Source organism: Serratia sp. HMSC15F11, assembly GCF_001808215.1.
Classification (GTDB): Bacteria; Pseudomonadota; Gammaproteobacteria; order Enterobacterales; family Enterobacteriaceae; genus Serratia; species Serratia nevei.
This window is the reverse complement of record NZ_KV792503.1, coordinates 84,653-103,029: the sequence shown is the minus strand read 5'-3', so window position 1 is coordinate 103,029 and position 18,377 is coordinate 84,653. Positions and strand designations below refer to the sequence as shown.

The following is an 18,377-nucleotide window of genomic DNA, read 5'->3' as shown; positions in this document are numbered from 1 at the left end:
TTGTTGATAAGTAAGTTTTGCTGTTAACGTTTCACGGGCGGTAAGAGAACAGGGCGCGAATCGCTCGCGCCCTGAAGGGGATTACTCAGTGGCGGATTTTTCCGGCTTGCCGGCCAGCAGGCTGAGGAAGTCGTATTTCTCCTTCAGCTCTTTCTCAGCGGCCTGATACAGCGCGCTGGCCACTTCCGGCTGCTGCGAGTTCAGGCGGCGGAAACGCTGTTCTTTCAGCAGCGTTTCCGACAGGCTGCTGTTCGGTGGCCGGGAGTCCAGCGCCAATGCGGCCTTGCCCTCGGCGCTACGGCGCGGATCGAAGCGGTACAGCGGCCAGAAGCCGGTGGCGGTCAGCTGTTTCATCTGATCGTGGCTGAACGCCAGATCGTAGCCGTGCTCTTCGCACGGGCTGTAGGCGATGATCAGCGACGGGCCCGGATAGGCTTCGGCCTCCTGAATCGCTTTCACCGTTTGGTTAAGCTGCGCTCCCAGAGAGATCTGCGCGACGTAGACATGGCCGTACATCATCATGCTGACGCCCAAATCCTTGCGCGCCTTGCGCTTGCCGTGTTCACCGAACTTGGTCACCGCGCCGAGCGGCGTGGCCTTCGACTGCTGGCCGCCGGTGTTGGAGTAACACTGGGTGTCGAGCACCAGCACGTTGACGTTTTCCGTTAGGCTGAGCACGTGATCCAAACCGCCGAAGCCGATGTCGTAGGCCCAACCGTCACCGCCGATGAGCCAGATGGATTTATCCACCAGGTAGTCGGCGTCGGCCGCCAGCTGGCGTGCGTCTGCGCCTTCGAGACTCGCCAGCAGCGCGCGCAGTTCGGCGATCTGCTTACGGCGCGGCTCCGGCGCCACATCCTCCATCTGCAGGGCATTGACCAACCGATCCGGCAGCTGCGGCGCCAGCGAATTCAGCAGGCGCAGCACCCGCGCGCGATGTTGATCGACCGTCAGGCGGAAGCCCAGGCCAAATTCGGCGTTGTCTTCGAACAGCGAGTTGGCCCACGCCGGCCCGCGCCCTTCGGCGTTGGTGGTGTACGGCGTGGTCGGCAGGTTGCCGCCGTAGATCGACGAACAGCCGGTGGCGTTGGCGATCAGCAAACGGTCGCCATAGAGCTGGGTCAACAGCTTGATGTACGGCGTTTCGCCGCAGCCGGAACAGGCGCCGGAATACTCGAACAGCGGCGTGATCAGCTGCGAAGTGCGAATGTCGATGCGCTCCAGCTGCGCCGGATCGATTTCCGGCAGCTGCAGGAAGAAGTCGTAGTTGTCTTTCTCCGCCGTCAGATTATCGAGGCGCGAAGCCATGTTGATGGCCTTGATCTCCGGGTTCTGGCGATCTTTCGCCGGGCAGACCTCAACGCACAGGTTACAGCCGGTGCAATCTTCCGGCGCTACCTGCAGCACGTATTTCTGGCCGCGCATATCGCGCGCTTTGACATCCAGTGATTGCAGGGAGGCGGGGGCGTGTTCCATCTCCGCCGGCTGAACCACCTTGGCGCGAATGGCGGAGTGCGGGCAGGCGGCGACGCAGTGGTTGCACTGGGTGCACAGGTCGGGCTGCCAGACCGGGATCTCTTCGGCGATGTTGCGCTTTTCCCATTGGGTAGTGCCCACCGGCCAGGTGCCGTCCGGCGGGAAGGCGGAAACCGGCAGCGCATCGCCCAGCCCGGCGAGCATCGCGGCGGTGACGGTTTTGACGAAGTCCGGCGCGGCGTCCGAGACCACCGGCGGGCGCATTGGGCTGCTGGCGTCGACCGGCTGCAGCGGGATCTCGGTCAGCGCGGCGCGGGTGGCACCCAGCGCCTGCCAGTTGCGCTCGACGATCTCCTGGCCCTTGCTGCTGTAGCTGCGGGCGATGGCGTCCTGCAGCTGTTGCAGCGCCACGTCACTCGGCAGGATCTGCGTCAGGTGGAAAAACGCCATCTGCATGACGGTGTTGATGCGCGCGCCGAGCCGGCATTCGCGCGCCAGCTTGGCGGCGTTGATGATATAGAAACGCGCCTGGCGTTGGTGCAACAGCGCCTGGACCTCCTGCGGCAGGCGCGACCAGACCTCGTCGGCGCCGTAAGGGGTATTGAGCAGGAAGGTGCCACCTGGCTTCAGGCGTTCAACCATTTGGTACTTATCGATAAATTGCAGCTGGTGGCAGCCGACGAAGTCCGCGCGGCTGACCAGGTAGGCCGAGTTGATCGGCTGCTCGCTGACGCGCAGGTGCGACACCGTCAGGCCGCCGGCCTTTTTGGAGTCGTAGACGAAATAGCCCTGGGCATACAGCGGCGTGGCGTTGCCGATGATTTTGATGTTGTTCTTGGTGGCCGAGACCGAGCCGTCGCTGCCCAAACCGTAGAACAGCGCTTCCAGCGAGGCGCGCTGTGGCAGGATTTCGTCGCTCAGCGGCAGCGAAAGCCCGGTGACATCATCGAAGATGCCGACGGTAAAGCGCGGGCGCGGCTGCGGCTGGGCCAGCTCGCGGAACACCGCCAGCGCGCAGTCCGGGCCGAACTCTTTCGACGACAGGCCGTAACGGCCGCCGATCACCCGCGGCAGCGTGGCGCGCTCACCCCGGCTGTAGGCTTCCGCCAGCGCGGTCATCACGTCCAGATACAGCGGTTCGGCCAGCGCGCCCGGCTCTTTGGTGCGATCGAGCACCGCGACGCTGCGCACGCTGTCCGGCAGGGCGTCGAGCAGATACTGGGCGGAAAACGGCCGGAACAGCCGCACCTTCAGGACGCCGACTTTCTCGCCGCGGGCCTGCAGGGTGTCGATCACCTCTTCGCAGGTGCCGGCGGCGGACCCCATCACCACCACCAGGCGCTCGGCCTGCGGGTGGCCGTAATAGTCGAACGGCCGATAGTGGCGGCCGGTAAGGGCGGCGAAGGCCGCCATGGCGTCGATCACGTGCTGGCCGGTGGCGTCATACCACGGGTTGGTGGCTTCGCGCGATTGGAAATAGGTGTCCGGGTTGGCGGAAGTGCCGCGCACCACCGGATGATCCGGCGACAGCGCTCGGCTGCGGTGAGCGTCGATCGCCGCCTGCGGCAGCATTTGCCGCAGCGTATCGTTGCTGAGCGGCACGATCTTGTTGATTTCGTGCGAGGTGCGGAAGCCGTCGAAGAAATGGATAAACGGCACGCGTGCGTTGAGGGTGGCGGTCTGCGAGATCAGCGCGAAGTCCTGCGCTTCCTGCACGCTGCCGGCGCACAGCATGGCGCAGCCGGTCTGGCGCACCGCCATCACGTCCGAATGGTCGCCGAAGATAGACAGCGCGTGCGTGGCTACGGTACGCGCGGCGACGTGCAGCACAAACGGCGTCAGCTCGCCGGCCAGTTTGTACAGCGTCGGGATCATCAACAGCAGGCCCTGCGATGAAGTGAACGAGGTCGACAGCGCGCCGGTTTGCAAGGCGCCGTGCACGGTGGCGATCGCGCCGCCTTCCGACTGCATTTCCACCACCCGGGGGATGTCGCCCCAGATGTTTTGCCGGCCATCGCCGGACCAGGCATCCGCCTGTTCCGCCATGGTGGAACTCGGCGTGATAGGGTAGATGGCAATCACTTCGTTGGTGCGATAGGCCACGGAGGCGACTGCATTATTACCATCTGTAGTTATCATCGACGTTACCTTTTCATTGCTCACAAAGCCGCGAAAGCGCACTTCCGCAGTAATGGAAAAAAGTCTAACAGAGGGTTTGAACGTGGCTTTATCGTGTTTGTGTGGCGGGTGATAAATCGTCAAAGTTGTATTTCCTCGCCGATTGGGGGCCGGCGGCAATAAATTGTTTTCACCGTTTAAAGACAATTTATTTCCGGCACGTCATAATTGCGCATAGGCAAATTGAAGAAGAAAACCATGAGCGCATTTATGTATTTGACGATGGCGATAGTCGCGGAAGTGATCGCCACCACCATGTTGAAAGCCTCCGAAGGCTTTACCCGCCTGTGGCCGTCGCTGCTGGTGGTGCTGGGCTACGGCGTGGCATTTTGGGGGCTGTCGATGGTGGTCAAGAGCATGCCGCTGGGCATCGTATATGCGATCTGGTCGGGCATGGGCATCGTGCTGGTGTCGGTCGCGGCGGTATTCGTTTATCAGCAAAAATTAGATTGGCCGGCGATCGTCGGTATGGGATTAATTATTGCCGGCGTGCTGGTGATTAATTTACTGTCCAAAGCCTCGGTGCACTGAGTGTTATTTTAATGTGAAAAAAGGCCGGCGTGACAGCAAGTCGCGCCGGTTGAAGAACTCAGCCATCATTCACTGAAAATAGTGGAATGCTAATTACTTAGCGCCGCCAGCATAGACGCAAATATCCTCCTCTCCGGTAGCAAAAAATGCGCCGTCATACTGAAAGCACGCGAAGATAATGAATGCCGATATTGCGGGAGAAATCTCCCCGTCGGCAACAGTGACGTTATCACTTTCTGCATGCGGCCGGGGCCGGGTAGCGGGTGGCGCCGTCACGTTTGGCACCGCGCGCCGGTGTGGAAATATTCTGCAAACAAAATAAATGCCCTGCCGACGTAAAAAAACGACAAATAATGGCTGGAATATATTTTCATTATTTATATATCGAGCTAGATTAAACAAGTTTGCATCAAAGATAGCGAAACGTGTCCGCCAAGTGACGCGCGTTATCAGCAATGGCGATTTTACACAGCGCAGTTCCGGGTTCAGGAGTGGGATAATGACGACATCAAAATGGCTGCTTGCCAGCGCCGTGCTGCTTTTAGCCGCCTGCAGCAGCAATAACGAAGAGCCAGTACAGCAGGGCAACAGTGCCAGAATCAATACGTTGCAGACCAGCGCCGGCTGCGCGGCGGTCGGCGGCGTCACCACCATCGCGCACAACCTGAACGGTGAAGCGCTGCGCATGTGCCAAATGCCGAACGGCAAGCAGTGCGAAGAACGCACGCTGGGCCTGGGCAGCTGCGCCGGGTAAGCCCGCGGCGCCAGGCCTGGCGTGCAGGATCAATACACCCAATCGCGCAGGGTATAGATAAGCGTGTGGCCGCTGCCGTTGAGCGTCAGCTGCTGGGCGTTTAGCGTCACTTCGGCGCCGTTTTCCAGCACGCTGCCGATCACCCGATCCCAGCGGTTGCGCTGTTCATCAGGGCACAGCCTGCGCGTCGTGGCCAGCGGTTTTACCGTCAGCACGCCGTCGCGTAATTGCCCCTGGCCGAAGAAGCGGTTGCACATCGCGCCGGAGACATGCAGGCTCTCGCCGAACTCCAGATTGAGCAGGCCGCCACCCGCCGGTGATTTCGCCGTTTCGCCATCCACGCTCTGCAACACAAAGTTGTGATGTAACAGATCGCCTGGCGTGACGGCCGTGTGTGGTTTCATGCTGCACCCCGCTAAGGCCAGCGCCGCAAGGGCGGTTGCCGTGGTTTTTCTCATCGCGTTCTCTCAAATAAACAGGGCGCCGCAAGGGCGCCCCGAGGTTACGCTCAGGCGTTCAACTGGTTCGGGCAGGCTTCGCCGCGTTCCAGCTGGCTGATGTTCTGCAGCGTGGTTTGCGAAATGCTGGTCAGCGCCTCTTCGGTCAGGAAGGCCTGATGGCCGGTAAACAGCACGTTGTGGCAGGCCGAGAGGCGGCGGAACACGTCGTCCTGAATCACGTCGTTCGACTTGTCTTCGAAGAACAGATCGCGTTCGTTCTCGTAAACGTCCATCCCCAGTGCGCCGATTTTCTGCTGCTTCAACGCGTCGATGGCGGCGGTGGAGTCGATCAGCGCGCCACGGCTGGTGTTGATCACCATCACGCCGTTTTTCATCATCGCGAAGGCATCGGCATTCAGCAGATGGTGGTTTTCCGGCGTCAGCGGGCAGTGCAGGGTGATCACGTCGGACTGCGCGTACAGCGTTTTCAGATCGACATACTCCGCGCCCAGTTCCAGCGCCTGTTCGCTCGGGAAGGGATCGTAGGCCAGCAGCTTCATGCCGAAGCCTTTCAGAATACGCATCGTCGCCACGCCGATTTTACCGGTGCCGATCACGCCGGCGGTGCGGTTATGCATGTTAAAGCCGATCAGCCCTTCCAGCGAGAAGTTGGCGTCGCGGGTGCGTTGATAGGCGCGGTGAATACGGCGGTTCAGGCACATCATCATGCCTACCGCATGCTCTGCCACGGCCTCCGGCGAATAGGCCGGCACGCGCACCACTTTGATGCCCAGTTCCTGGGCGGCGTCCAGATCGACGTTATTAAAACCGGCACAGCGCAAGGCGAGAATTTCGACGCCCAGCGCCGCCAGTTCTTCGAGCACTTCACGGCTGCCGTCGTCGTTAACGAAGAGGCACACTGCCTTGCAACCGGCGGCCGTTTTGGCGGTTTTTTTACTGAGTAAAAAGTCGAAGAATTCCAGCTCGTAGCCAAATTGCTGATTCACCAGTTCGAGATATTTACGGTCATACTGTTTAGTACTGTATATCGCCAATTTCATCGTGGTTTCTCCACCGTGATTTTGTGATCAATTTAACAGATTTTAGTAAATTCGACAATTAGTTAGCCCTTTGCGACGCGGGCGATATGGCCGCTGCCGGGCAGTTGCGGAGGCGTGATACGGTGGAGGGAAGGCGACGGTGGCGGCAGGCGGCAAAAAAATCCCCACGGGGGTGTGGGGAATGGCTTCTCTAGTACACAGTTAGCTAGCAGCTAAACTTTTATTAGAATGGTTGCAAGACTATTAATCATCAACGGTAACGACAATAACAAAAGTCTGAAAACTGTCCTATTTATGTGATGTATATGTAACGAAAATCTACAACCCCGCACACGTTTGCGCCAAAAAGGTGCAAATCGCTTCTGGAACCGCACTCAGCTTCACCCTATGTCAAATTCGTGCCATCATTATTGTCAATTCAGGCATAGACTTAACGAATGCCTAACTCAGGAACGAAGCAATCATTTAATGACCAGGCGATTGAAAGTATTCATAGGGACGGTGGCGGGCTGTGCAATTCTGGTGTTGGCGTTGTGGCAAACCCTGCCGCGCTGGCTGCCGGGAGTGCTATCGCATTGGTTACCGGCGGGGAGCCGGCTGGAATTGCAGGGCAATTTGCACTGGCGTCAGGGCGGCCTGGCGTTGGCGGGGGCGCGTTTCACCGCGCAAGATTGCCTGCTGGCCAACGTCGGGCCGACGCGGTTGGCTTATCACCAGGGCCGCTGGCAGCTGTCGAGCGATAAGGTCAGCGTCGACAGCGCCTGTTTGTCAAAACTGCCGGGCGGCGACGCCAACAGCGCGCCGCTGGCGCTCGATCAACTGCAGCGGGAGCTGCCGTCGCTGGATCTCACCCTTAATGACCTGACGCTCATTCCCTGGCAGCGCTATGCCGGCAAGCTGCAGCTTTCCTCCGGCCCTGACGGGCAACGCCTGCATTATCAGGGGCCGAATCTCAGCGCCGAGGCGCAGCTGGATGAAAAACAGCAGCTGACGTTGCAAAGTTTGACCATTGTCCCGCCCAACAGCGCGCAACCGCTGCACCTCGCCGGCAAGATAACCATTCCGCTGGATTTGGCCAGCCTGCCGACGCAGGGCGCGTTGCAGGGGGAAATGCAGACCGCCTATCTGGAAAAGCCGGTGTTGCTGGACATGCGCTGGCAACAGCAGCAGGGCGTGTTGACGGTGAGCGAAAAAGGCGACGATCGCCCGCTGGCGGTGTTGCCGTGGGAAGTCGCGCCGCAGCGGCTCAGCATCAAGCAGGGCGAGTGGCGTTGGCCGTACAGCGGGCAGCCGTTGAACGGCGGCCTGAACATCGCGCTGCATGACTGGAGCAAAGGGTGGGATGAAACGGAGATCAGCGCGCGGCTGAACGTGATCACCGCCGGCCACAACGGCAAGGGCAATGCGGTGCTCACTCTCGGGCCGGGCAAGGTAGGGTTGACCGACAGCGATCTGCGCTTCCAGCTGACCGGCCAGGCCAATCTGGCCGATTTCTCCACCACCGCGTCGATCCCGGGCGTGATTGGCGGCAGCATTCTTAATCCGACGCTGGTGCTGCAGCCGGGGTCGCTCCTGCGCCTGTGGGGCAAGGTGACGCCGGAAATGAAGCTGGAGGAGGCGCGTTTACCGCTGGCAGGCGTGAAGGTGACCGCCGCCGGTATCACCGGCCGCCTGCAGGCGATTTTGAGCGCCAGCGACAGTTATTGGGGGCGCTTCAAGCTGCACCTGGACGGCCAGGCGCAGGATTTCTGGCCGGACAAGGGTGACTGGCAGTGGCGCTACTGGGGCAACGGCCGGTTGCCGCCGCTGCAGGCCGCCTGGGACGTTGCCGGCAGCGGCCGCTGGCAGGACAGCGAGCTGGTGCTCGACAAACTCTCCACCGGCTTCGACAAATTAAAGTACGGTCTGGTGACGGTCGCCGCGCCGCGCCTGAGCCTCAACCAACCGCTGCGCTGGCGGCGCGATGAACAAAACCCGCAGTTCAACGGCGAGCTGCAGCTGGCGGCGGATAAGGTCAGCTTCAGCGACGGCGGCCATCTGCCGGCGCCGGTGCTGGCGCTGCAGCTGAACGGCCGTTCGCCGGACAATTTCCAGCTGCAGGGCAAACTGCAGGCGCAGCAGATCGGGCCGATCGCGCTGCGCGGCCGCTGGGACGGCGAACGCCTGCGTGGCGAAGGCTGGTGGCCGAAACAGTCGCTGAAGGTCTTCCAGCCGCTGCTCGCGCCGGATCTCAATTTCACGCTGCGCGACGGCGAGTTTTATGCGCAGTCGGCGTTTTCCGCTGCCCGCGAGCAGGGCTTCGAAGCCGGCGGCCACTGGGTGGTGAAAAACGGCGGCATGTGGCTGAAGGACGGCGAAATGAGCGGCCTGGATTTCATCCTGTCGTACCGGTTCAAGCAGCATCAGTGGTTGCTGGGTGCCAAACGGCCGGTATCGCTGCGCATCAAGTCCTTCACCAACCTGTTCGAGATGCAGAACATTTCCGCCGATCTGCAGGGCACTTATCCCTACAGTGAAAGGCAGCCGCTGACGTTGAGCAACGTCGGCGTGGACATGCTCAACGGGCATATCAGCCTGTCGGCGCTGCGGTTGCCGCAGCATGACGCCGCGGTGTTGAAGCTGGACAAGGTCGATCTCAGCGCGCTGTTCACCGCCCTGAAACCGAAGCAGTTCGCCATGTCCGGCCGCGTCGACGGCGAGCTGCCGCTGTTCCTGAACCACCCGAAATGGCTGGTGCAGAACGGCTGGATCGCCAACGCCGGCACGCTGACGCTGCGGCTGGACAAAGACATGGCCGACGCCATCGGCAGCAACAACCTGGCGACCGGCGCGGCGATCGACTGGCTGCGCTACATGGAAATCAACCGTTCGCACGCCCGGGTCGATCTCGACAACCTGGGCGAGCTGACGCTGAGCGCGCGCATCGACGGCATCAACCCGCAGAAGAGCGCCAAGCGCGAGGTGATCCTGAACTATCGCCATCAGGAAAACGTGTTTCAGCTGTGGCGCAGTTTGCGCTTCGGCGACAATTTACAGGAGTGGCTGGAGCAGGCCCTCTCACAACCTGGGGAACAACAATGAAAATCATGAGTGTGCCGGCGCTGGCAGCGGTGCTGTGCGTTTCGCTGCTGAGCGGCTGCGTGCCGCGCATCGAGGTGGCGACGCCGAAGGATCCGATCACCATCAATATGAACGTCAAGATCGAGCATGAAATTCATATCAAGGTGGATAAGGACGTCGAGAACCTGCTGAAAACCCAAAGCGGTCTGTTCTAGGAGCCGACATGAAAAAACGTTATTTGTGGCTGGCCGGCGCCGCCTGGTTGTTCAGCGCCGTGGCGATGGCGCTGACGCTGGATGAGGCGAAGCAGCAAGGGCGGGTAGGCGAAACCCTGAGCGGCTACATCGCGCCGGTGAAGCAGGACGCGGAAACGCTGGCGCTGGTGAAGCGCATCAACGCCGGCCGCGCCGAGAAGTATCAGGAAGTGGCGGACGGCAACCACATCGCCGTCGACGAAGTGGCGCGCATGGCCGGGCAGAAGCTGGTGACGCGGGCGCAGAGCGGCGAGTACGTGCGCGGCATCAACGGCCAGTGGCTGCAGAAATAAAAAAAGCGCGCCGTCTGGCGCGCCAAGAGATACGGATAGATGATTATTATGAGGGTAGTGCAGGTTTGACAGGACGTGCGTCTTGTCCGGCAGGGGGGGGGCACCCCTGCGCAGGGTCTTAGGCAGCAACCACCTGAGACAGGGCTGCCTTGGCGTCTTCCTGGGCTTTGGTCGCCACTTCCGGGCCGTAGGCGATGCCTTCCGCGAAGACGAACTCCACGTCGGTGATGCCGATGAAGCCCAGGAACAGACGCAGGTAAGGTTCTACCAGGTCGGTTGGAGTGCCTTTGTGGATGCCGCCGCGGCTGGTCAGGATCACGGCGCGTTTGTTTTTCACCAGGCCTTCCGGACCGTTTTCGGTATAGCGGAAGGTTACGCCGGCGCGGGCAACCAGATCGAAATAGTTTTTCAGCTGGGTTGGGATGTTAAAGTTGTACATCGGCGCGGCAATCACGATGACGTCATTGGCCTGCAGCTCGGCGATCAGCTCGTCCGACAGGGCCAGCGCTTCTTGTTGACGCGGGGTCAACGGAGCATCGGAAGGACGCAGCGCGCCGACCAGCTCACCGTCCAGCACCGGGATTGGCTGCGCGGCCAGATCGCGTACGGTGATGGTGTCGCCGCTGTGGGCGTTGCTCCATTGCTCTACGAAGAAATCGGCCAGTTGGTTAGACTGAGAGTAGGTCGCCAGGATGCTTGATTTCAGAACCAATACGTTGCTCATCGATAATTCCTTACGTTGTGACAGTGACATCAGGACTCAGCGTCCCTTGCATGAAGTACATGCTATTCACATTCCCCCAACAGTGATAGCGCAATATTTCGAGATCTTCGTTCGATTTTATTGAATGACATGGCGACGCTTTACTCGCGGAAGTAGGGGGAAAAAGCCGTTTGTGATAGGCTGTGCGGCTAAAGTAAAAAAATCGCTAAAAAAACATCAAACCGTTGCTAAGCCTGGCCTTGGCGGCGAAGAAACAAGGAACACCGAACGTGAAATCTCCGCTCGAGGCACTGCCGGCCCAACTGGGTGAGCTGATGCTCCGCGATCAACAACGCCTGCGTCGTCGCCTGCAGGGCGCACGAAAAATCAAAAATCCCGATGCCCAGCTGGCGGTTGCCGCCGAAGTAGAAAGCGACATCGCGGCGGCGCGGCAAAAAGTGCAGGCGCGCGCCGCGTCTTGCCCGCGCATTACCTATCCGGAAAGCCTGCCGGTCAGCCAAAAAAAGCAGGACATTTTAAACGCCATTCGCGATCACCAGGTGGTGATCGTCGCCGGGGAAACCGGCTCGGGGAAAACCACCCAGCTGCCGAAGATCTGTCTGGAACTGGGGCGCGGGGTGAAAGGCCTGATCGGCCATACCCAGCCGCGCCGCCTGGCGGCGCGCACCGTTGCCAACCGCATCGCCGACGAGCTGGAAACCCCGCTCGGCGGCAGCGTCGGCTATAAGGTGCGCTTCAACGATCAGGTGGGGGACAATACCCTGGTCAAGCTGATGACCGACGGTATCTTGCTGGCGGAAATTCAGCAGGACCGCCTGCTGATGCAGTACGACACGCTGATCATCGATGAAGCGCACGAGCGCAGCCTCAATATCGACTTTATTCTCGGCTACCTGCGCGAACTGTTGCCGAAGCGCCCGGATCTCAAGGTGATCATCACCTCGGCGACCATCGATCCGCAGCGCTTCTCGCGCCATTTCAACAATGCGCCAATCATCGAGGTTTCCGGCCGCACCTACCCGGTGGAGGTGCGCTACCGCCCGGTGGTCGACGACGGCGACGATACCGATCGCGACCAGCTGCAGGCGATTTTCGATGCGGTGGACGAGCTTGGGCGCGAAGGACCGGGCGACATTCTGATCTTCATGAGCGGCGAGCGCGAGATCCGCGATACCGCCGACGCCCTGAACCGCCTCAATCTGCCGCATACCGAGGTGCTGCCGCTGTATGCGCGCCTGTCGAACAGCGAGCAGAACCGGGTGTTCCAGTCGCACCACGGCCGCCGCATCGTGCTGGCCACCAACGTGGCGGAAACCTCGCTGACGGTGCCGGGCATCAAGTACGTCATCGATCCGGGCACCGCGCGCATCAGCCGCTACAGTTTCCGCACCAAGGTGCAGCGCCTGCCGATTGAACCGGTGTCGCAGGCCTCCGCCAACCAGCGTAAAGGGCGCTGCGGCCGCGTGTCGGAAGGGGTGTGCATCCGTCTGTACTCCGAGCAGGATTTCCTGTCTCGGCCGGCGTTTACCGATCCGGAAATTCTGCGCACCAACCTGGCGTCGGTCATTCTGCAGATGACCTCGCTGGGGCTGGGCGACATCGCAGCGTTTCCGTTCGTCGAGGCGCCGGACAAGCGCAACATTCAGGATGGCGTGCGCCTGCTGGAAGAGCTGGGGGCGATCGCCACCGCCGAAAACGGCCACTATCAGCTGACGCCACAGGGCCGGCAGCTGGCGCAGTTGCCGATTGACCCGCGTCTGGCGCGCATGGTGCTGGAGGCGCAGAAGAGCGGCAGCGTGCGCGAGGTGATGATCATCACCGCCGCGCTGTCGATTCAGGATCCGCGTGAGCGCCCGATGGACAAGCAGCAGGCCTCGGATGAAAAACACCGCCGCTTTGCCGACAAGGACTCGGACTTCCTGGCGTTCGTCAACCTGTGGGATTATCTGCAGGAGCAGCAAAAAGCGAACTCTTCCAGCCAGTTCCGCCGCCTGTGCCGCAACGATTTCCTCAACTACCTGCGGGTGCGCGAGTGGCAGGATATCTATACCCAGCTGCGCCAGGTGGTGAAAGAGCTGGGGCTGCCGATCAACAGCACGCCTTCCGACTACCGCAGCGTGCACACCGCGCTGCTGACCGGCTTGCTGTCGCACATTGGCCAGAAGGATGCGGACAAGCAGGAATTTACCGGCGCGCGCAACGCCCGTTTCTCGATCTTCCCCGGCTCCGGCCTGTTCAAGAAGCCGCCGAAGTGGACCATGGTGGCCGAACTGGTGGAAACCAGCCGCCTGTGGGGGCGCATCGCCGCGCGCATTGAACCGGAATGGATTGAGCCGCTGGCTCAGCACCTGGTGAAACACAGCTACAGCGAGCCGCACTGGTCGAAATCGCAGGGGGCGGTGATGGCCAGCGAAAAAGTCACGCTGTTCGGTCTGCCGATCGTCGCGGCGCGCCAGGTCAATTACGGCTCCATCGATCCGCTGCTGTGCCGCGAGCTGTTTATCCGCCATGCGCTGGTGGAGGGCGACTGGCAGACGCGCCACGCCTTCTTCCGCGAAAACCAAAAGCTGCGCGCCGAGGTAGAGGAGCTGGAGCATAAATCGCGCCGCCGCGACATTTTGGTGGACGACGAAACGCTGTTCGGCTTCTACGATCGCCGTATTCCCAACGACGTGGTTTCCGGCCGTCATTTCGACAGCTGGTGGAAGAGCGCGGCCAAACAGCAGCCGGACCTGCTGAACTTCGAAAAAGAGATGCTGATCAAAGACGGCGCCAACAAGATCAGCGCGCTCGACTACCCGAACTTCTGGCATCAGGGCAACCTCAAGCTGCGGCTGAGCTACCAGTTCGAACCGGGCACCGACGCCGACGGCGTGACGGTGCACATTCCGCTGCCGATCCTCAACCAGGTGGAGGAGCAGGGCTTCGAATGGCAGATCCCCGGCATCCGCCGCGAGCTGGTGATTGCGCTGATCAAGTCGCTGCCGAAGCCGGTGCGCCGCAACTTCGTGCCGGCACCGAACTACGCCGAGGCGTTCCTTGGCCGCGTCACCGCGCTGGAATTGCCGCTGCTGGACGCGCTGGAGCGCGAGCTGCGGCGCATGACCGGTGTGACCGTGTCACGTGATGATTGGCAGTGGGATCAGGTGCCCGATCACCTGAAGATGACCTTCCGCGTGGTGGGCGAGAAAAACCAGACGCTGCGCGAAGGCAAAGACCTGGCCGCGTTGCGCCTGCAGCTGAAAGAGAAGGTGCAGGAGACGCTGTCGGCGGTGGCCGACGACGGGCTGGAGCAGAGCAATCTGCATGTCTGGAGCTTTGGCCAACTGCCGGCGTTTTACGAGCAGAAGCGCGGCGGCTATTCGATGAAGGCTTACCCGGCGCTGGTGGATGAAAAGGACAGCGTGGCGATCCGCCTGTTCGACAGCGAAAGCGAGCAGCAACAGGCGATGTGGCAGGGCACGCGCCGCCTGCTGTTGCTGAATATTCCTTCGCCGATCAAATACCTGCATGAAAAGCTGCCGAACAAGGCCAAGCTGGGGCTCTATTTCAACCCGTACGGCAAGGTGCTGGAGCTGATCGACGACTGTATTTCGTGTGGCATCGACAAGCTGATCGCCGAACACGGCGGCCCGGTCTGGCATGAGGAAGGCTTTGCCCGCCTGCAGGAGCAGATCCGCGCCGAGCTGAACGACACGGTCGTCGAGGTGGCCAAGCAGGTTGAGCAGATCCTGACGGCGGTTTTCAACATCAACAAACGGCTGAAAGGCCGGGTGGACATGTCGTTAGCGCTGGCGCTGTCGGACATCAAGACCCAGCTCGGCGGGCTGGTTTACCGCGGCTTCGTGACCGGCAACGGCTGGAAACGCCTGCCGGACACGCTGCGTTACCTGCAGGCGATCGAACGCCGGTTGGAAAAACTGGCTATCGATCCGCATCGCGATCGCGCGCAGATGTTGCGGGTTGAGCAGGTGCAGCAGGCGTGGCAGCAGTGGCTGAACAAGCTACCGCCGAAGCGCCAGCAGGAGGAAGAGGTGAAAGCGGTGCGCTGGATGATCGAAGAGCTGCGCGTCAGCCTGTTCGCGCAGCAGTTGGGCACGCCTTACCCGATCTCCGACAAGCGCATTTTGCAAACTATCGAGCAGCTTTCGGGCTAAGCTCAGGTGCGCCGGCCGGCAAGCGGCCGGCGCACCACAGGCTCAACAGGCCGCACAGCAGCAGCGTGGCGGCCAAATCCTGCCCGCGCGCCGCGATCGTCAACCCCAGGCCGATCAGCAGATAGTACAGCAGCCCGAATAACGCGCCGGCAGTGCCGAGTTGCTCCCGGTAGCGGGTCAGCGCCTGGCTCAGCACATTCGGGATAGCCAACCCGAACGCCAGCATCACCAGCGCGGAGGGAAGCAGCATCCACAGGCTGTGTTGCCACCAGAACAATGCCACGCCGCTGGCCACCGCCAGCAACCCGCCCAGCAGGATCTGACGCTTGGCGCTGACGCCGCGCGCCAGCAGGTGGCGGTTCAACAGCGCTCCCGCCAGGCTGCCCAAAGCCAGCATCGCGCCCGAGTAGCCAAACTGCTGGCTGCTCAACCCCAGCCTTTCGAACATGAACGGCGCCAGGCTGAAGTAGCTGAACACCATGATATTGAAGCTGGCGACCAGCAGTGCCGAACACCAGATGTGCCGATCGCGCAACATCGTCGTCAGGGCAATGCCCGGTGCGGCGGCCGTTGCGGTCTGCCGCTGCCGCGTTTCCGGCAATGTGCCGTAGCTCCACAGCAGCAGCGCCAGCGCCCAGGCCGCCTGCGCGATGAAGATCGCCGCGCTGCCGCCCCAGGCGACCAGTGCGCCACCGGCAAACATTCCCAGCAGCGGGCTGATGGAAAGCGCGATGCCGACCAGCGCGAACATGCGCCCCAGCGCCGGGCCTTGATAGACGTCACGCAGCATGGTTTGCGTGACGATTGAACCGACCGCGGCACCGAAGGCGATCAACGCACGGGCGGCCAGCAACAGCGTGAAGTTGCCGCTCAGCAGCGCGATGCCGGCGCCGACCAGATAGAGCGCCAGGCCGGCCAGCATCGCCGGACGGCGGCCGAATCGATCGCAGAAGACTCCCCAAAAGGCGACGCCGAGGGCGAAGGCGAAGAAATAGATGGATAACGTCTGCCCGGCCTGCGCGGCGCTGATGCCGAAATCGCTGCGGATGGCGGTAAGCGCCGGGCTGTACAGCGTTTCCAGGATCTGCGGCGTCATGATGGCGATGACGAGCAGCGGTAAAGATAAGCGTTGCATGATGCACATTCTCCCTAAAAGTTAATGCGGCCAGTATAGGGAGCGGCGCTTTGTTCGATTACAATCATTCGGACAAAAAACAACAGATATAGGACAATCCGATGGCGCTGATTCAACAGCATCACCCGTTCGATCCGGATCGGCTGCCGGCGCCGGTGCTCGGCATTGCGGCCGAACTGGCGGAGCACGACTCCGGGCTGCATTGGCATCAGCGCTCGCAGCTGCTGTATGCGCCGCAGGGGTGCATGACGGTCACGTTGGCGCAGCAGTGGCTGATTCTGCCGCCGACGCGCGGCGTCTGGATACCGGGCGGCATTGCGCATCGGGTGCAGCTGCGCGGCCGCGTCGCGTATCGCTCGCTGTATTTCGACCCGGTGCTGACCGCCGCCATGCCGCCACAGGCTGCGGTGCTGGCGGTGAACCCGCTGTTGGCGGCGATCGTCGAGCGCATCGCGCACTGGCCGCTGGACTTTGCGTTGGCACAGCCCCAGGCGCGCGATTTGCTGGCGGTACTGATCAATGAGCTGAGCGAGGCGCAGTGCGAGAATACCCAGCTGCGGTTGCCGCAGGATAGGCGTCTTGCCGCCTGGCTGGCGACGCTGCCGGAGAGTGACGAGTTGCCGGGATTGGCGGCGTTGGCGCAGCGCTTGAATCTGCACGCCAAAACGTTGACGCGGCTGTTTGTGCGGGAAACCGGCCTGAGCTATCAGCAGTGGTGCCAGCAGTGGCGGTTGATGCGCGCGATCGAACTGCTGGCGACGTTGCCGTCGGTCAGCGCGGTGGCGCAGCGGTTGGGGTTTTCCAGCGACAGCGCGTTTATCGCCTTTTTCCGTCAGTTCACCGGCACCACGCCGCGGCGCTATATGCAAGGGGGCTGAAAAAGCACAACGGCGCATAATGCGCCGCTGAGAGAGGATTATTTGCCTGCGGCCAGGGCGTCCAGCGCTTCGCGGATGCCGGGTATCGCCAGGGCGCGGTTATCGGCGCGATAGCGATCTTTCGCCGCCGGCGCCGAACTTTGGATGGCGATCAGCTGCCAGCCATCGGCGGTTTTCAACAGCAGCGGTGAACCGCTGTCGCCGGGCAGGGTATCACATTGGTGCGACAGTACGCCTTGCTGGGCCCAGCCGGTCACCTTGCAGTTTTGGTGGCTGTAAAGGTCATCCAGATGATCTGCCGGGTAACCCGCCTGAGTAATCAGCCGTTTGGCCTGTTTCAGGGCCTGGGTCAGCGCCTTGCTGTCGCCTTGCCACAGCGGCAACGGTGCGATCGGCAGCGGCTTTTTGTCTTTCAGGCGGATCAGCGCAAAGTCATAGGCGGCGGCGGCGGGCGGCACGATCCAGCCATCACCGTCCGGCTTCAGCTTTTTGCCCAGCTTGCTGTCGACCAGGGTCTCGATATTGCCGGTTTGATACTGCCAGGATTTATCGCCTGCCACGAAGCGCAAAGCGATGGCTTTATCCAGTTGCCCGGGCGGCGCCAGGACGCAGTGGCCGGCGGTCAACGCCAGGTGCGGGGAGATCAGCGTGGCGGTGCACAGATTGCCGCTGGCGGTTTCGACCTGGCCGATGGCCTGCCACGGCTGGGCGGCGGTATCCGTGACCTTGATTCGTTCATCTTTGCCGAAAAACAGACGCGTTTGCTCGGCCTTGGACGGGCCGTCGGCACGTGCCGCCTGAGCAGCGATGAGCGGGAGTGAGCACAGCAACAGTAAAACGGATATGCGCATAGATCTCTTGCCTGACAAATACGGATCATCCATAAACACACTGAATGCTAACTATAGACTGATTTAGCAGCCATGTGGATGGGCAATAATTGATTTTTCAATAATTTCCCGCCGGCGATGCGGCAGGCTACAGGTAAAAAAAGACGGCGATCAGTCCACAAAGGATCAGGGCGGTCAGAACGATCTCGAACAAGTAGCGGCGCAGCATCAATGAGAACCCCCCGATGAAAAAACACCCGGCGAACCGGGTGTCGTATACGTCAAGCCTGAAGCGGTGAGGGGACCCTCACGTCATTACGCTTTTTTGTGGCTGGCTTTCTTGTGGTGCTTTTTAGCCGCCTGGGCTTTTTGCGCCGGGGCTTTCTTACCGGCTTTTTTGTGATGCTTTTTGGCCGCCTGAGCTTTCTGAACCGGGGCTTTCTTGCCGTGGTGTTTCACCTGAGCTTTAGCCGGCGCAGCAGTGGCGGTGGTTGCGGTAGCCGCAGGTGCGGTGGTGGCAGCCTCGGCAGCGAAAGCCACGGAAGACAGACCCATTGCAGCGGCAACAACCAGAGCTAATACTTTTTTCATCGCAGAATCCTCAAC

The 18,377-nt window shown here is 61.3% G+C and carries 14 protein-coding genes; 7 read left to right on the top strand and 7 right to left on the bottom strand.

Translation table 11 applies throughout. The features are described from left to right. Positions 1-81 precede the first annotated feature (81 nt). Positions 82-3,615, bottom strand: coding sequence for a pyruvate:ferredoxin (flavodoxin) oxidoreductase (nifJ, locus tag HMPREF3138_RS22425; protein ID WP_038880337.1), 3,534 nt, complete (start codon positions 3,613-3,615; stop codon positions 82-84). A 237-nt stretch (positions 3,616-3,852) separates the two neighbouring features. Between nifJ and ssmE the strand changes: the two genes are divergently transcribed. Continuing rightward, entirely contained in the window at positions 3,853-4,185 is a 333-nt protein-coding gene (gene ssmE / locus HMPREF3138_RS22420; RefSeq protein ID WP_004930487.1) for a multidrug efflux SMR transporter SsmE, read from the top strand. 499 nt (positions 4,186-4,684) lie between these two features. Continuing rightward, a complete protein-coding gene (locus HMPREF3138_RS22415; RefSeq protein WP_015377999.1) occupies positions 4,685-4,939 on the top strand; it encodes a DUF333 domain-containing protein in 255 nt (84 codons plus the stop codon). 29 nt (positions 4,940-4,968) lie between these two features. Here the strand turns inward: HMPREF3138_RS22415 and hslJ are convergent, their stop codons facing one another. Together hslJ and HMPREF3138_RS22405 are read right to left on the bottom strand one after the other, a co-directional pair. After that, on the bottom strand, positions 4,969-5,397 hold the full coding sequence (hslJ, locus tag HMPREF3138_RS22410) for a heat shock protein HslJ (RefSeq protein WP_038880335.1): 429 nt from the start codon (positions 5,395-5,397) through the stop codon (positions 4,969-4,971). A 50-nt stretch (positions 5,398-5,447) separates the two neighbouring features. Beyond that, positions 5,448-6,440, bottom strand: coding sequence for a 2-hydroxyacid dehydrogenase (locus HMPREF3138_RS22405; protein ID WP_038880333.1), 993 nt, complete (start codon positions 6,438-6,440; stop codon positions 5,448-5,450). 468 nt (positions 6,441-6,908) lie between these two features. On the opposite strand from HMPREF3138_RS22405, the gene HMPREF3138_RS22400 reads away from it, so the two are divergent. From HMPREF3138_RS22400 to HMPREF3138_RS22390, 3 genes are read left to right on the top strand one after another with little or no spacing between them, the layout of a single operon-like run. Next, complete coding sequence (locus tag HMPREF3138_RS22400; RefSeq protein WP_038880330.1) at positions 6,909-9,521, top strand: YdbH family protein; 2,613 nt, start codon at positions 6,909-6,911, stop codon at positions 9,519-9,521. Further along, the gene (locus tag HMPREF3138_RS22395) at positions 9,518-9,715 is read left to right on the top strand and encodes a YnbE family lipoprotein (RefSeq protein ID WP_038880327.1); all 198 of its coding nucleotides are present in this window, start codon (positions 9,518-9,520) and stop codon (positions 9,713-9,715) included. The genes HMPREF3138_RS22400 and HMPREF3138_RS22395 overlap by 4 nt, the downstream gene beginning before the upstream one ends. Positions 9,716-9,723: 8 nt before the next feature. Beyond that, positions 9,724-10,047 carry a YdbL family probable chaperone protein gene (locus HMPREF3138_RS22390; RefSeq protein ID WP_038880325.1) on the top strand — a complete coding sequence of 108 codons (324 nt, stop codon included), beginning with the start codon at positions 9,724-9,726 and terminating at the stop codon, positions 10,045-10,047. A gap of 118 nt (positions 10,048-10,165) precedes the next feature. Here HMPREF3138_RS22390 and azoR read toward each other — a convergent pair whose 3' ends face one another. Then, a complete protein-coding gene (gene azoR, locus HMPREF3138_RS22385; RefSeq protein ID WP_015377994.1) occupies positions 10,166-10,771 on the bottom strand; it encodes an FMN-dependent NADH-azoreductase in 606 nt (201 codons plus the stop codon). A 269-nt stretch (positions 10,772-11,040) separates the two neighbouring features. Here azoR and hrpA point away from each other — a divergent pair, with 269 nt between their 5' ends. Beyond that, complete coding sequence (gene hrpA, locus HMPREF3138_RS22380; protein WP_071605346.1) at positions 11,041-14,928, top strand: ATP-dependent RNA helicase HrpA; 3,888 nt, start codon at positions 11,041-11,043, stop codon at positions 14,926-14,928. Here the strand turns inward: hrpA and HMPREF3138_RS22375 are convergent. After that, the gene (locus HMPREF3138_RS22375) at positions 14,906-16,063 is read right to left on the bottom strand and encodes an MFS transporter (protein WP_038880450.1); all 1,158 of its coding nucleotides are present in this window, start codon (positions 16,061-16,063) and stop codon (positions 14,906-14,908) included. The genes hrpA and HMPREF3138_RS22375 overlap by 23 nt on opposite strands. A 101-nt stretch (positions 16,064-16,164) precedes the next feature. On the opposite strand from HMPREF3138_RS22375, the gene HMPREF3138_RS22370 reads away from it, so the two are divergent. Continuing rightward, positions 16,165-16,941, top strand: coding sequence for an AraC family transcriptional regulator (locus HMPREF3138_RS22370; protein ID WP_038883181.1), 777 nt, complete (start codon positions 16,165-16,167; stop codon positions 16,939-16,941). 38 nt (positions 16,942-16,979) lie between these two features. On the opposite strand, the gene HMPREF3138_RS22365 is transcribed toward HMPREF3138_RS22370, so the two are convergent. Then, on the bottom strand, positions 16,980-17,792 hold the full coding sequence (locus tag HMPREF3138_RS22365) for a trypsin-like serine peptidase (protein WP_038880320.1): 813 nt from the start codon (positions 17,790-17,792) through the stop codon (positions 16,980-16,982). Positions 17,793-18,086: 294 nt separating this feature from the next. Beyond that, on the bottom strand, positions 18,087-18,362 hold the full coding sequence (asr, locus tag HMPREF3138_RS22360) for an acid resistance repetitive basic protein Asr (RefSeq protein ID WP_025302975.1): 276 nt from the start codon (positions 18,360-18,362) through the stop codon (positions 18,087-18,089). Positions 18,363-18,377: the final 15 nt, after the last annotated feature.

Bases quoted from the DNA above. Each gene is read 5' to 3' on its own strand.
- azoR (WP_015377994.1), bottom strand. From the start codon at position 10,771: ATGAGCAACGTATTGGTTCTGAAATCAAGCATCCTGGCGACCTACTCT.
- HMPREF3138_RS22375 (WP_038880450.1), bottom strand. From the start codon at position 16,063: ATGCAACGCTTATCTTTACCGCTGCTCGTCATCGCCATCATGACGCCG.
- HMPREF3138_RS22400 (WP_038880330.1), top strand. From the start codon at position 6,909: ATGACCAGGCGATTGAAAGTATTCATAGGGACGGTGGCGGGCTGTGCA.
- HMPREF3138_RS22370 (WP_038883181.1), top strand. From the start codon at position 16,165: ATGGCGCTGATTCAACAGCATCACCCGTTCGATCCGGATCGGCTGCCG.
- HMPREF3138_RS22405 (WP_038880333.1), bottom strand. From the start codon at position 6,440: ATGAAATTGGCGATATACAGTACTAAACAGTATGACCGTAAATATCTC.
- nifJ (WP_038880337.1), bottom strand. From the start codon at position 3,615: ATGATAACTACAGATGGTAATAATGCAGTCGCCTCCGTGGCCTATCGC.
- HMPREF3138_RS22415 (WP_015377999.1), top strand. From the start codon at position 4,685: ATGACGACATCAAAATGGCTGCTTGCCAGCGCCGTGCTGCTTTTAGCC.
- HMPREF3138_RS22365 (WP_038880320.1), bottom strand. From the start codon at position 17,792: ATGCGCATATCCGTTTTACTGTTGCTGTGCTCACTCCCGCTCATCGCT.
- asr (WP_025302975.1), bottom strand. From the start codon at position 18,362: ATGAAAAAAGTATTAGCTCTGGTTGTTGCCGCTGCAATGGGTCTGTCT.
- ssmE (WP_004930487.1), top strand. From the start codon at position 3,853: ATGAGCGCATTTATGTATTTGACGATGGCGATAGTCGCGGAAGTGATC.
- HMPREF3138_RS22395 (WP_038880327.1), top strand. From the start codon at position 9,518: ATGAAAATCATGAGTGTGCCGGCGCTGGCAGCGGTGCTGTGCGTTTCG.
- HMPREF3138_RS22390 (WP_038880325.1), top strand. From the start codon at position 9,724: ATGAAAAAACGTTATTTGTGGCTGGCCGGCGCCGCCTGGTTGTTCAGC.
- hslJ (WP_038880335.1), bottom strand. From the start codon at position 5,397: ATGAGAAAAACCACGGCAACCGCCCTTGCGGCGCTGGCCTTAGCGGGG.